Source organism: Synechococcus sp. CCY9202, assembly GCF_034931685.1.
Lineage (GTDB): Bacteria > Cyanobacteriota > Cyanobacteriia > PCC-6307 > Cyanobiaceae > CBW1002.
The window spans coordinates 1-10,991 of sequence record NZ_JAYGID010000035.1 but is presented as its reverse complement, the minus strand read 5'-3'; the positions used below and the strand labels follow the sequence as shown (position 1 = coordinate 10,991).

19 protein-coding genes and 2 pseudogenes are annotated in these 10,991 nt (G+C 66.0%); 9 read left to right on the top strand and 12 right to left on the bottom strand.

The genetic code is table 11. The annotated features are described in order from the left end of the window. Positions 1 to 548 precede the first annotated feature (548 nt). Positions 549 to 839: a type II toxin-antitoxin system VapB family antitoxin gene (locus VB777_RS05555; RefSeq protein ID WP_323247600.1), complete on the bottom strand. Its 291-nt coding sequence runs from the start codon at positions 837 to 839 to the stop codon at positions 549 to 551. Positions 840 to 1,034: 195 nt separating this feature from the next. On the opposite strand from VB777_RS05555, the gene VB777_RS05550 reads away from it, so the two are divergent. The 6 genes from VB777_RS05550 to VB777_RS05520 all read left to right on the top strand — a co-directional run bounded on the left by VB777_RS05550 (position 1,035) and on the right by VB777_RS05520 (position 3,523). Next, positions 1,035 to 1,490 carry a nucleotidyltransferase domain-containing protein gene (locus VB777_RS05550; RefSeq protein WP_197154684.1) on the top strand — a complete coding sequence of 152 codons (456 nt, stop codon included), beginning with the start codon at positions 1,035 to 1,037 and terminating at the stop codon, positions 1,488 to 1,490. Continuing rightward, positions 1,444 to 1,665, top strand: a complete 222-nt coding sequence (locus VB777_RS05545; protein ID WP_323247597.1) for a hypothetical protein — start codon at positions 1,444 to 1,446, stop codon at positions 1,663 to 1,665. Before VB777_RS05550 ends, VB777_RS05545 begins: the two co-directional genes overlap by 47 nt. A 441-nt stretch (positions 1,666 to 2,106) precedes the next feature. Continuing rightward, entirely contained in the window at positions 2,107 to 2,331 is a 225-nt protein-coding gene (locus tag VB777_RS05535) for an AbrB/MazE/SpoVT family DNA-binding domain-containing protein (protein ID WP_323247595.1), read from the top strand. A 202-nt stretch (positions 2,332 to 2,533) separates the two neighbouring features. Beyond that, positions 2,534 to 2,698: a hypothetical protein gene (locus tag VB777_RS05530; RefSeq protein ID WP_323247593.1), complete on the top strand. Its 165-nt coding sequence runs from the start codon at positions 2,534 to 2,536 to the stop codon at positions 2,696 to 2,698. A 29-nt stretch (positions 2,699 to 2,727) separates the two neighbouring features. Then, positions 2,728 to 3,192, top strand: a complete 465-nt coding sequence (locus tag VB777_RS05525; protein ID WP_323247591.1) for a hypothetical protein — start codon at positions 2,728 to 2,730, stop codon at positions 3,190 to 3,192. 49 nt (positions 3,193 to 3,241) lie between these two features. Then, the gene (locus VB777_RS05520; protein ID WP_323247589.1) at positions 3,242 to 3,523 is read left to right on the top strand and encodes a hypothetical protein; all 282 of its coding nucleotides are present in this window, start codon (positions 3,242 to 3,244) and stop codon (positions 3,521 to 3,523) included. Positions 3,524 to 3,550: 27 nt separating this feature from the next. Here the strand turns inward: VB777_RS05520 and VB777_RS05515 are convergent, their stop codons facing one another. From VB777_RS05515 to VB777_RS05490, 6 genes are all read right to left on the bottom strand, one after another. Then, on the bottom strand, positions 3,551 to 3,943 hold the full coding sequence (locus tag VB777_RS05515) for a type II toxin-antitoxin system VapC family toxin (RefSeq protein ID WP_323247587.1): 393 nt from the start codon (positions 3,941 to 3,943) through the stop codon (positions 3,551 to 3,553). Then, positions 3,943 to 4,188: a FitA-like ribbon-helix-helix domain-containing protein gene (locus VB777_RS05510; protein ID WP_259737265.1), complete on the bottom strand. Its 246-nt coding sequence runs from the start codon at positions 4,186 to 4,188 to the stop codon at positions 3,943 to 3,945. The genes VB777_RS05515 and VB777_RS05510 overlap by 1 nt, the downstream gene beginning before the upstream one ends. Before the next feature lie 343 nt (positions 4,189 to 4,531). Beyond that, positions 4,532 to 4,942 (bottom strand): type II toxin-antitoxin system VapC family toxin, encoded by a 411-nt coding sequence (locus tag VB777_RS05505; RefSeq protein ID WP_323247584.1) that lies wholly within the window; start codon positions 4,940 to 4,942, stop codon positions 4,532 to 4,534. A gap of 8 nt (positions 4,943 to 4,950) precedes the next feature. Beyond that, on the bottom strand, positions 4,951 to 5,205 hold the full coding sequence (locus VB777_RS05500) for a type II toxin-antitoxin system Phd/YefM family antitoxin (RefSeq protein WP_197163567.1): 255 nt from the start codon (positions 5,203 to 5,205) through the stop codon (positions 4,951 to 4,953). Between the two features lie 217 nt (positions 5,206 to 5,422). Beyond that, positions 5,423 to 5,617, bottom strand: a complete 195-nt coding sequence (locus tag VB777_RS05495; RefSeq protein ID WP_323247581.1) for a PIN domain-containing protein — start codon at positions 5,615 to 5,617, stop codon at positions 5,423 to 5,425. Continuing rightward, positions 5,617 to 5,853, bottom strand: coding sequence for a hypothetical protein (locus tag VB777_RS05490; protein WP_323247579.1), 237 nt, complete (start codon positions 5,851 to 5,853; stop codon positions 5,617 to 5,619). The genes VB777_RS05495 and VB777_RS05490 overlap by 1 nt, the downstream gene beginning before the upstream one ends. Positions 5,854 to 6,023: 170 nt before the next feature. On the opposite strand from VB777_RS05490, the gene VB777_RS05485 reads away from it, so the two are divergent. From VB777_RS05485 to VB777_RS05475, 3 genes and pseudogenes are all read left to right on the top strand, one after another. Next, a complete protein-coding gene (locus VB777_RS05485) occupies positions 6,024 to 6,371 on the top strand; it encodes a hypothetical protein (RefSeq protein ID WP_323247577.1) in 348 nt (115 codons plus the stop codon). Between the two features lie 73 nt (positions 6,372 to 6,444). Then, entirely contained in the window at positions 6,445 to 7,047 is a 603-nt protein-coding gene (locus tag VB777_RS05480; protein ID WP_323247575.1) for a DUF433 domain-containing protein, read from the top strand. Between the two features lie 16 nt (positions 7,048 to 7,063). Then, positions 7,064 to 7,381: pseudogene (locus tag VB777_RS05475) on the top strand (DUF5615 family PIN-like protein); the annotation flags it as partial. A 3-nt stretch (positions 7,382 to 7,384) separates the two neighbouring features. On the opposite strand, the gene VB777_RS05470 reads toward VB777_RS05475, so the two are convergent. From VB777_RS05470 to VB777_RS05450, 5 genes and pseudogenes are all read right to left on the bottom strand, one after another. Beyond that, positions 7,385 to 8,485, bottom strand: coding sequence for a DUF1501 domain-containing protein (locus tag VB777_RS05470; RefSeq protein ID WP_323247573.1), 1,101 nt, complete (start codon positions 8,483 to 8,485; stop codon positions 7,385 to 7,387). Continuing rightward, on the bottom strand, positions 8,482 to 9,591 hold the full coding sequence (locus tag VB777_RS05465; RefSeq protein WP_323247571.1) for a DUF1800 family protein: 1,110 nt from the start codon (positions 9,589 to 9,591) through the stop codon (positions 8,482 to 8,484). The genes VB777_RS05470 and VB777_RS05465 overlap by 4 nt, the downstream gene beginning before the upstream one ends. Before the next feature lie 11 nt (positions 9,592 to 9,602). Beyond that, positions 9,603 to 9,844: pseudogene (locus VB777_RS05460) on the bottom strand (SLC13 family permease); the annotation flags it as partial. Between the two features lie 125 nt (positions 9,845 to 9,969). Then, on the bottom strand, positions 9,970 to 10,314 hold the full coding sequence (locus VB777_RS05455; protein WP_323247569.1) for a hypothetical protein: 345 nt from the start codon (positions 10,312 to 10,314) through the stop codon (positions 9,970 to 9,972). 10 nt (positions 10,315 to 10,324) lie between these two features. After that, positions 10,325 to 10,588: a hypothetical protein gene (locus VB777_RS05450; protein WP_323247567.1), complete on the bottom strand. Its 264-nt coding sequence runs from the start codon at positions 10,586 to 10,588 to the stop codon at positions 10,325 to 10,327. Positions 10,589 to 10,991 lie beyond the last annotated feature (403 nt).

Genomic DNA, 10,991 nt, shown 5'->3' with positions numbered 1-10,991 from the left:
CCTCATTTCATCGTGGAAAAACGAGGTGCATCTGCGCCTCAGGAATGACAGCCCGTCATTCCACCCTGTTCACCCTCTGAGTCAGGGCATTCGGGCCTCGGGTTTTACACCACGCAAAGGGACGCGGGCCCCGCCATTCAACTCTGCAAATCCGGAATCAAGCTCCAGTATTGCAGGGCTGAGTCAGTGTTCCCGCAACGCCAGCGCCGGCACGGCCGGAAGCTCCCGGCATGGTGCGGCGGCAGTGTCCGAATCCAGGCCCGGAGGCACACCAGATGTGGTGTGCTGCCAGCACCGGTTCTGGAGCGTTCCAAACACAGACAAGGGCGAGCAAGGCCCCTCGCCGCACTCCACCGCCACACTCCCAGTCTTGAGGAACTCGGCCACCAGCAAGACCTTGATCCTCTCCTGAATCTGCTTACCCTCCCGGTGCGACCTGAGGCTGAACTGGCCCTCAGCACCCGGCAGCTGGGGCCTGCTTTCGGCAAGCATCGGCCACCACGGCGTCGATCTGCTGATTGCCGCATCAACTGCCAGGCCGCCCCGAATCAGCACGACCAGGAACTGGTGCAGCCAGAAGGCTGCGCCACGGATTTCATGACGCTGGGCCGGCCCATGGCGTTGTAGCCAAGGATCTCTTCTGCGCTGCGACGATCGCCGATCGGCCGCCCAGCACAACGCAGGGCGATCTGGTCGAGTCGGTTGACGAGGCTGGCTTGCTGATTCGCTGTGGTCTGGCTCTGGCGCTGCAGGCGCCGCAGCCGCTCTTTCAGGGCCAGGATCACGGCGTCGGTTTTGGTTTCGCCCGCGAGGGAAGCAGCGCCAGCGGGTGCTGCCAATTCCGGATGTCGCTTGACAGCTGGGGTGCCATGGCCTGCGTGACCCATCGCGCTGTTGTGGTGAGTGTGGTGCTCTCAGCTGCAGATCCCGCAGGATCATGAAAGCTTCGAGCGACTGCAACTGACGCCGAGGGAGTGCGCCATCAACCCGGTTCCGATCTGGATCAGAATGGAGTAGTTGCCGGGTGCTCACACATGCCTGGAATCGCCAGCTTTCAGCAGCTGCGCCAACAACGGCATGCCCAGTGGCTTGCGGATCTCAAGCAGCGCATCAACGCCGTGCTGGATGTCGATCCAGGGGATGCTGCGTGGACCGGCCAGACGGCGTCGCCCGACCCAACGGAGCGGCCTGATCAGATCTATCTCTTTGGATCCAGAGCCCGTGGCGACTGGGATGGACTGTCGGACACGGACCTGCTGGTCGTTGCTCGCAGCACCCGCGAAGCCGAGTGCTGGGCGGATCGACTCTTGGATCAAGGCGTGGCTCGGGACGTGATCGGCCTCGATCGGGACGCCTGGCGGCAGCTGCCCCAGCACAGCTCGGTGATCTGGCGGCATGTGGCCCGCGATGCCCAGCCGCTGCTGGACACACAACCATCTGGAGTTGCCGGATCCGCTGTTCGCTCGCCTCAAGGCCCGGGCGGCCCGTGAACGCGTCACCGTCAAGCAGCTGCTGCGCAGCTATGTGGAGCAGGGGTTGAGCGCAACGCCAGCACCGGGGCCTGTGCAGCGAAGCGCCGCGACCATGCCCCGCCTGGAAGGCCCCCTGGCCATCGCGCCCGAGCAACTCAGCAATGCTGAGCTGTTTGCCCTGCTGGAGCCATGACCACAGGCAGGCACTTCAGTACTGGGAAGGCCAGGCTGCTGAACGGGTGCTGTTCTGCACGGTGACCGCCCTTGGTCTGATCCGGTTGGTGTGCCAGCCGAAGCTGATGGGCACGGCTGTGAAGAGCAGTGCGGAAGCCTCTGGCGTGTTGGAGGCGTTCTGCCGGCAGCCTGGCGTGAGCCTGGCTCCGTGGACCACACGGAGGCCTATCTGGCGGCGTTGGCGATGGCCAATGGCTGGCGCCTCGTGAGCTTCGATCGGGATTTCGAACGGTTTCATGGCCTGCAACGGCTCCTGCTTCCCTGACCACTCCTGCCGTCGATGGCCGCTGACCTGCGGCTCTCCCCTGATTGCCGTTGAAGCTGTTCGACAGGACGTAAGGCGCCCTTACGACAAGGAGGCATCAGGCCTAAAGTGGGTCCAGTGCCAGGTTCGGTGCCGATGGACGTCGCCACACTCACTTCCAAGGGGCAGGTCACTGTGCCGAAGGCTGTGCGTGAGGCCCTGGGATTGCGGCAGGGCGACCAGCTCAGTTGGGAGCTGGAGGATGGCTCGGTGCGGGTGCGGGCGGTGACGCCATTGGATCTGGCCTATCTCCACGGGCTGGAGCGGGGCCTGAGCGAGTGGAGCAGCCCGGCGGACGAGGAAGCGTTCCGCGATCTGTGAACACCTTCGAGACCTACACGGTGGTCCGGGTGCCGTTTCCGTTCACCGAGCGGCAGTCCCAGAAGCAACGGCCAGCGGTGGTGCTCTCATGGCCCAGCTTTCAGCGAGGCCTCTGCCTGGCAGCGGGGATCACGGTCTGCCCGCGGGAGGTGATCGTGCTTCTCATCAGCAGACAGTCATCAGCAGCCAGCGAATTACCCCGGTGATCCCGCCTCGGGCCTGCTGGCGGGTGATCACCGCCAACGTGCCTGAGCCGGTGCTGCACTGGTGTGATGCCGGTGCCGCCAGCTGGTTTGATGTGGCCGTGGCAGTGGGTGAGCGGAGGACCCGCTGCACCCTGCAGCTGGCACCCACCCCCTGGCGCTAGGCCCTGCGACGGTTACTGGAGGCGGTGAGATGACCTCAACCGCGAAACAGCTCAGCCATCTCAGGGCTGTTGAGCAGGCTCAGCAGTCGTTGGAGTTTGCGGCGGTTGCCTGTGGAGGGGTCGAGCTGGAAGGCAAGTCGGCCTCGATCAAGTCGAGCTCGGAGTGCATCCAATCGAGCAACGCGAGCTCTCTCTCGAGCTGTTTCGAACGCTTCTTGAGCTCTTTCAGCCGCATCTCCCTGGCGGGATCGCGCCGCCAGTTGAGCATCCGCAAAAACGAGCGGAAGGGAGAGAGCGATGAGCCAGACACCCCATTGCTGGGGGAGAGGGAGAGGTTGTCCTGGGAGGTTGACGTGGTCATAGGAGGAGAACAGAGCGATCAGGCCAACAACACTGCCAACGACGGCCTCCAGCAGAGCTTTGCCATCAAACCCCAGCCGCCACCAGGGCAGCGGCGCATCCAGATGCCGAAAAACTTCTTCCACCCTAAGTAGCCCCGCCCGACTCAAACAGTCACCAACTTAGTACGTCTGTACTCCATCGGTGCCCTGCGGTGCCCCCCTTGCTGCCCCAGGTCACCCCGCCGAGCGTGAGCAGGGCCGATGTATCGAGGCAGAAGCGCCGACGTTTCAGGACGACCAGGTCCAGCCCTCGCTGGGCTTGCCCCTCTTTGAGATGGGGCTGCAGCGGGGGAATGCGCCGCTGATCCTGCGGGGCATCGTTCGTGAGAACCGGGCCTGGTGCCGGGTGCTGGAATTCGCCGAGGAATTCGGGGTCAGTGTGAGCTTCGAGCCGTTCATGTTGTGGGAACGGCGGGGTGGGTGAGTCCGGCGCAGCGCCCGCAGCTGCGGCTCAGGGCAACACCTTGTCTGCCAGCCGTTGCAGGCGTTGGTCAGCCGTGAGCAACACGGCCGCTTCCCGGCGGGCCAGCGCCAGGTAGAGGCAGTCGTACACTGGATGATCCAGATGGCAGGCCAGGGCGAGGGCTTCAACCTGCAGATGGCGGTCTGGATCGATCTGGTCCACCAGATCTCGGGCATCTGCCAGCAGCAGCTGAGGATCCAGGCCGGCCAGGCTGCCGGCGCGTTGCAGCTTCCAGAGAGCATTGGCCACCTCTGTGAGCATGAGCTCAGGAGCCAGCACCAGGCTCGCCTGCTGCAGCTGCTCAGCCCAGCTGGCTGCCATGGGGTCGTGGCACACGAGCCGCAGTGCCGCCGAGGCATCGAGCACAAAGGCCGTAGGCATCAGCGCTCCCGATCGGCACAGATCAGCGCTTCCGGCGACTGAGGCCACTGCAGCGCCGGCTGCTGTTGCCAGCGCTGTGCGATCCGCTCTAGAGCCTGCTGTCGCCGTTGCCGCGGATCACCACCAGCGAGGGCCTCCAGATCGGCCAGGGCCTGTTGGCTGAGGCTGCGCTTGTGGGCACGGGCCCGGCGCTGAAGAAGGATGTGCAGGGGTTCGGGAAGGTCGCGGATCTGCAGGGATGGCATGGATCGCGCAGAGCAGTGCTTCCTTCAACATACTGAGAAGTCATGCAAACTGCATGCCTCCATCGGAATGCGCGAAGGGCAGAACAGCGGCAACAGCCGAGCCCTGCATGAGGGCCAGGCACCAATCGATGCGACCGCCGGACCGGACGGCATGAGGAGGTGGGGGAGGGCCGAGCACCGTCTGCTGATCGGCATCGACGCGATGTGCTGCACTGCGCCTCCTGATCGGCAGCCTCGACGTGGCGCCTGCGGGGCATCGCCGAGAAATTCGGGGTCAGTGTGAGCTTCGAGCCGTTCATGTTGTGGGAACGGCGGGGTGGCTGACAGGGTCCGCTCGGTAGCTTCAGCGATCTGTTTCGAAGGGATTGAGGAGTGGCACCTCAAACGTTTTGAAGTCCGCCTCATTGCGGGTCACCACGGTGAGATGGTTCACCTTGGCAATGGCGGCGATCATCGCGTCTTCATAGAGGGTGTTGGATTGGCGATGCATCAGCCGGGCCCAGCAGCGAAAGGCTGATCCATCCATCGGCAAAACGTTGTAGCTGAGGCTCACCAGATCCAGCCAGGCTTCGATCTCGCTGGCTTTGCCTGGGTCTTGCTCACGGGTGAGCTCAATGCCCGCCTGGATTTCGCCCAGGGTCACCGTGGCCAGATGCAGGTTGGCGTCGTCTACGCCATTGAGCCAGGCCAATACCGCGCCATGGGGGCGTGGTTTGCGCAGCTCTGAAACCACGTTGGTGTCGAGGAGATACACCGCAGCACCTACAGGCTGATCAGCTCACGCCGCCGGGCCTTCCCCCGGGGCGGCACCAGGGCTTCGCTGCGAGCCGAGGGGGCCAGCAAGAGCTCTTTGAGGGAAGGACGGGCCGCAGCCTCAAGGCGGCGCCACTCCTCAATCGGCACGAGCACCGCGGTTTCCGCTCCACGGCGAGACACAACCTGGGGCCCCTCCCGCACGCAGGCATCGAGGAGTTCACTGAACCGTGCCTTGGCGTGCTGCACCGGCCAGATCGCCATCCCTGCTCCTCCCTGAATAACCAGTCATCTGACTAGACAGTACTGGCTCCCGCTCACGGTTGGGGCTACCCAAGCCGCCCTGATCACCGACCCATGCGGCGCAACTGGCTGGCTGGCTGGATCAGGGCGCCGATCTGCTGATTGCCGCCACTGCAGCCAGTGCGTCAGCAGAGCAGTGCGTCAGCAGAGAAACAGATCAGGTCAGCGCTGCTCTGATTCAGGGGATCACATCGATCCATTCCACGTCGGCGATGCCGCGGAAATCGCTGTCCATGGTGTATATCCTGGCCTGGCGATCCCTGGCCGTGGCCAGGATGATGCTGTCTGCCATTGGCAACTGCAGGGCCTGGCTGAGCTGGGCTGCCGCCAGAGCAAGCCGGCTGTCGAGATCCACCACCACCCGCGTGGGCATCACAGGCGCTCTGCCTCGCGCTGAAAGGTGTTGGTGCCCTCAAGGCGATCACCTGAAGGGTCTGCCCAGCCCTGAGGCCGAACTGTTCGCGGACCCGCTTGGGAGCGGGACTGACGGCGGTACCACAGCAGGCGGCAGGGATCGGCCTGCAGGGCGGGATCCAGGCTTGCCAGGGTGAGACCGCTGAGTTCTGCCTGGGCCGCGAGAAGCCGATCGAACGGGTCGCGATGAGGCACACGTAAAATCCAAATCCAAGGTGCGGCTCGCCTGACGACACCGCGGATTTCCACCCCATGCTTCGGAACCACGGCCTCGGTTCCATCCGCATCACGCGGGTCGAGGGATTTACCCATGGCGACGTGGCCACGGAGCCGGTGGTGCGGATCCACACGGACCAGGGGATCGATTGCTGTGGCAAACGCTGGAGCACCCCAGTGCCAGCGTCAGCGCTGAGGTCGTGATCGCCCTGCTGGAGAAGGCCGATCAGCTTCTGACCCGGTTCGGCGCCATCACACTCCTGGCCGATCGCGCTTTCCCCAGCACCGAGCTGCTCGCCTGGTTCAGCGGTCAAACCCGCTGGAGCACTGTGATGCGGTTGCGGGCCGACACCTGGATCCACGGCACCGCTGCGCCGATGGGCTGTGAGGTGCGCCGGCTGCGGCTGCCCCGTGGCCACTGCCGTGGTTTCCGGGACGTGCAGCTCTGGGGCGACGGCAGTCAGCGGGCCAACCTGGTGCTGGCGGCAACAACCTGAACCGACCCGAGGTCGCACGCACGCCAAACCAGAACCAGGCTTCAATGAGAAGTCACCTTTTGGAGTTGCGCTCGTGTCTGCCCGCCTCACCACTGCGGCTGGAGCGGCGTTGATCGGCGCCGATGCCAAGGAACTGCACCAGGAGTTCCGGCGGGTGCTGGCAGCAGTGGCCCCGAAGCCCTTGCGAGGGGGCGAGGCGATGGGGTTTCGCGAGTTGTTGTACTTCCGGGTGGTGGCCTGCCTGAGTGAACAGGGCGTGCGGCTGACACCCGAGCAAAAGCGCGAGATCTTCTCGGTGTTTGGCCGCAGCTGCAGGCCGCAGCAGGGCAGCTGGTTGCGCCGGGAAGGCCAGCTGGTGATGCGCGGTGCCGTGCCGTTGAGCATGGATCTCTCCACGGTGAGCCGGGAACTTCGCTACCGGTACCGGTTGCTCCAGCGACCCCAAGGTGTGGTGGTGCGCAACCCTGCGATCTGCTCGGGGCAGCTTGTGTTCAGCGGCACGCGGATTCCCGTGGCCGTGGTGGTGGAGCAGTTGCGTGCTGGCGTTTCCCGCACAGAGCTGGAGGACGACTTCCCTCAGCTCAGCCGCACCGCGCTGGACTACGCCGAGATCCAGGCCCGCCTACCCAAGCCGCCCGGGCGCCCGCGTAAGGCGCTGCTCCTCCAGCGCGGCTGAGCCCCAGCGCCTTGAAGCTCTAGCTGTCGTCCACGTGGGGCTGTCGGGCGCAACGGATGCGGCCGTGTTTGCGACTGCCTTCTCGCAAGACCAGGTGGGGGTGACAGTGAACGTGGGTGACTTCATCACCCTGGCCGCGGGGGTTGATCTGCATCCCGGAGTGATTGTGCTGAGGGAGGCTGAACTCAGCGCAGTGCTGCAATGGGATCGCCTGAAAACAGCCCTGGCGTTTGCCGAACAAGCTTGCAACGGCGATCTGATCAATCGCGTTCTGGAGGTGCAGGAGGGAGGGGAGTGCCTGTTGCATGCCATCCCGCCAGAACACGTCACCTGATCCTCAAACCCCCACCCTCTGCAACACCTGCCGGTAAAGATCAGGTGGCGAGAGGCTGGGGATCAGGTCGCCGCGCTCATCCAGATCACTGAGGCTGGGGTAGCGACCGATCAGGCGGTTGGGCAACTGCTCGCCGAGGAGCAGGGCCACGGAGGCGCTGCCGTGGTCGGTGCCACGGGAGCCGTTTTCGCGAAGGCGACGGCCGAATTCACTCACCGCCAGCAGAGTGACCGCCGGGCGGTTGGGCAGGCGCTCCAGGCCAGTGGTCAAGGCGGCGAGGGCGGTGGCAAGTTCACTAAGCACCCGGCCGTGGCGGACAGCCTGGCCGACATGGGTATCGTAGCCGCCCTGGGCGAGCTGGAGCACGGGCGGACAGGCGCCGCTGCCGATCAGCCGCAGGGCGAGGGCCACCTGCTGGCCGAGCGCCCCGCGGGGGATCGCCAGGCCAGGGGGCAGGGGCGCCAGCTCACGGCGCAGGCGCTGCAGTTGCTGCATGCCGGCCTGCTCGAGGGCGAGCATCTGGCGCAGCACGGCATTGGCGCCGGCTTCCGCCGGATCGAAGCCGGCCCCTTGGCGGCCGCGCAGCTCGGCGGACGAGAGCTGGAGGGCCAGGGCCTTGCCTCCTTCCATGGCCGGGCAGCCGGCGGGGCCAAGGGCCAGCAACGGGCCTGGCTGCTGGCGCTGATCGAGGGCAGCCGCCAGCCAGCCGCTGCCTTCACCCGAGGGGGAAGCGGTGGCCCACTGGTCGGCGGCCTTGAAGTGGCTGCGGTTGGGCCGGGGCCAGCCCACCCCGAGGGCAAAGGCCAGCCGCTGGCTCTGCCAGAGGGGCAGCAGCGGCGCCAGGGCGGGATGGAGTGCCAGGCCCGCGACCAGGGGCAGGGCCTCACCCCCATCGAGGGCCAGGGTGGGCCTGGCCTGGCGGTAGAGGGGATCGGCGATCGGGGCGAGGGTGTTGAGGCCGTCGTTGCCGCCGCGCAGCTCCAGGAGCACCAGCACCGAGCGGCTGCGGGGCGAACCAGCTCCACCCGAAGACCAACGCCCACCAGCGAGGGCAGCCCCGGCGGAGCTGGCGAGCAGCAGCGAAAGAAGGGAGCGGCGTTTCATGCCAGTTGCCACACGGGATCGGCAAACAGGGCCGAGAGCGTGGCGCGGCTGGGCGTCGCGGGCAGGGCCAGGCCCAGGGGCGGAATCGGCGTGAGGGTGGGGGGTAGTTCTGGGGGCAGCTGGGCGCTGGCCCACACCTCCTCATCGGCGAGCAGGGCCTGGAGGCTGCGGCGCCGGGCCTGCAGCCAGCGCAGATTCAGCCACTGGGCGTTGTGGGGCCAGCCCTTCACCGAGGGCGGCTCGAAGGGCGCCTGGCCCATGGCGCGCAGGCCGCGCAGGCTGATGGCCAGTGCATCGGGGTGACGGCTGCCGAGCAGGTGCAGGCTGCGGGCCACCACCTCCAGAGGATTAGCCAGTCGCTGGCCCTGCTGCCGGCTGCGGATCGCTTCCGGACTGGCCTCGATCGCCTGGAGCAACCAGGGAATGGAGAGCTGCTGCTGGCGCCAGCCATTGGCGAGTGCCTCCAGCCGCTGGGGCGGTGGCGGCGTGCCCACCCGCTGCAGCCAGAGGCGGCTGGTGATGTGGCGGGCGGTGGCGGGCTGCTGGGCCAGCCAGGCGGCCAGGCTCTCTCCATCAAAGGCGGCGGTGCGGCCGAGGATGGTTTTGGGGCCGGGATCATGGCGGCGGGGATCGAGCTGCAGCTGCCGATCGGCCGTGAGCCGGTAGCCGGTGAGGGCACGGGCCGCTTCTCGCACATCGCGCTCGCTGTAGTGACCCTCACCGAGGGAAAAGAGCTCCAGCAGCTCACGGGCCAGGTTTTCGTTGGGGTTGCGGCGGTGGTTGGCAGGGCCGTTGAGCGAAAGCTGAAGGGCCGGATCCAGCACCATCGCGGTGAGCAGGGCGGTGTAGCTGCCGGCCAGGTGCTGGTGGATCGTGGCGATCTGCTGCTCCAGCAAGGCGGCATCGGGCATCTGCTGCCAGCTCACCGGGAAGACGCCAAGCCAGAGCTGGATGCGGGCAGCCTCGGCCGCAGGGATCGTGCCGTTACCCCAGGCCAGGGTGGCCAGCCACTGGCGTTGCAGCGCCTCAGCACGCTGCCGCCGGCAGGCGCCGCGCTGCTGCGCTGGCAGGGCAGAGCAGGTGATCGCGGCACTCGCGGAAGGCATGACTTTCATGATCACCCCAACCACAGCACCAGCGCGGGCACGGTGAGGGCATAGAGGAGCGAAAGCGGCCAGCCGTAGCGGAGCACATCAAGAAAGAGGTAGCGGCCGGGGCCGAAGACCATCAGGTTGGTCTGGTTGCCGATGGGGAGAGAAAGCTCTGGCTGGCGGCGAACACCACGGAGGTGATCAACAGCATGGGGGGCAGCTGCAGGCCAGGGGCGAGGTTGGCAGCAATCGGCAGCAGCAGGGCGATGTCCCAGCGGATGGCGCGCAGGGCGCTGCCGGCATCGAGGCAGTCGCCGAGCACGAGCATGCCCACCGCCAACAGCACAGCGGCCATCACGCAAACCGCAAGGGTGATCCAGGCCGATGGCGTGATCACTGGGCGGGCGGCAAACGCCGCACCACCCGCGCGAAGCGACGCTGATCGGGCCGGATGATCACGTTGAAGCTGAGCACAGGGGAGGTGAAGCCCTGGTCGTGTTCGATCAGCTTGGCGAACTGCTGAAGCAGCCGATCACACACCTGGCGCACCTGCTCAGGCGGCAGTGCGGTGTCGGCCGCAATCAAGGCCACCAGTTCCGGGTAGCGGAGCTGGAGCGGCTTGGGCTTGGGTTCGAGCGGCGGTGGTGTCGACAGCGGCGGAGGCAGTTGCGCCGGCACAGACCCCCGCTGGGGCCTGAACCAACGCCGCAGGGCCGCCAAGAAGGCACGCACGGGCATGGCAGCAGCCTCAGCCCGCGGCAGGAGCAGCGGGCTTCTTGGGGCGAATGGACATGCGGGCAAACTTGCGCTCGGGTACGGCAGGCTTGCCTTCTGTCGCCGGCCTGGCCGGAGCCGTGACGGCCGTGAGGATGATCACGGGCGACACGAAATTGGTTTGGCTGTCGATCAGGCCAGCGAATTTATCGAGCAGCGCGAGGCTCACCTTGCGCACCTGGCCTGCAGGGAGCTCGGTTTCAGCGGCGACAACGTCGACGAGTTCTTTCAGGTTCATGGGATGGATCCGCCAACGGCGGGAGGGTGGATGGAGAAATAACTGGGCTCCGTCAACGACGGGGCACCACGAAAAATACCGATTTACCTTGGAAGCAGCGATTGAGACTCATGTACTGGCCGGCGTCGGCATTGGCCAATGGTCGCGACAAGGCCGATTTTTCGTGGTGCCCGACGGCTGTTCTCCGTGTTAAAAATACACCGGCAGCGGGGGGTAAGCAAGTTGGGGAAGAAGCTGCCATGCCTGAGTTTGAAGATGGCCAGGGCGCAGGGACCATTAGGAGTTTGCTGAAAAACCCCGCCACCTCTGCGAGAATGGGCCAACTGCCCCAGGTTTGATGCGAGGTCAGCAGGAGCGCAGCGGCTCCTTGTTCTCCTACGTCTCGATCGAGGAGCGGATCCCG